This is a genomic window from Brevibacillus sp. MCWH (assembly GCF_013096935.1).
GTDB classification, from domain to species: Bacteria; Bacillota; Bacilli; order Brevibacillales; family Brevibacillaceae; genus Brevibacillus; species Brevibacillus aydinogluensis.
Map to the genome: position 1 here is coordinate 1 of NZ_SDLF01000182.1, position 430 is coordinate 430.

The 430-nt window shown below is 40.0% G+C and carries 2 protein-coding genes; both read right to left on the reverse strand.

Annotated elements, in window-relative coordinates; genetic code table 11:
- Positions 1-139 (reverse strand): head-tail connector protein (locus ETC00_RS19985; RefSeq protein ID WP_171567770.1); only part of this gene is annotated, 139 nt, incomplete at its 3' end.
- Between the two features lie 31 nt (positions 140-170).
- The coding region (locus tag ETC00_RS19990; RefSeq protein WP_171567771.1) for a hypothetical protein at positions 171-430 on the reverse strand (260 nt) is incomplete at its 5' end.

The window sequence follows — 430 nt, forward strand, 5'->3', positions numbered from 1 at the left end:
CATTTGTGCTATCGAACGCGTTTCCAGTCGCGTTGATCAAGTACTTTTCTGCTGCGCTAATCAGTGTATTAATTAAACTATCCTCGTCATTATGTTCAATGCGTAACCATTGCTTTGTTTCTTCGAGTGTAATAATCAAATCACATCACCCCATTAAGGGGATGGGGATCTTACTCCCCATCTTTTAATTTTTCTAACTCAGCAATCGCATTCTGTTTCCCTTTGACTTTTTCGCCGTTCGGTAATTCGTAATAACCGCCACCGACGTGTTTAATGCCGTCTTCATCATCTTCATTTTCGATTTCTTCGTCGTTTTCGTGTTCTATTTCTTTTCCGATGTACCCCCATTCTTGAAGGTATTTTGCTCTTTTTTCATCTTCCGTGAAGTATTCATCACCTTTACCAAAGAGATCGCCGGTATACTTATCAC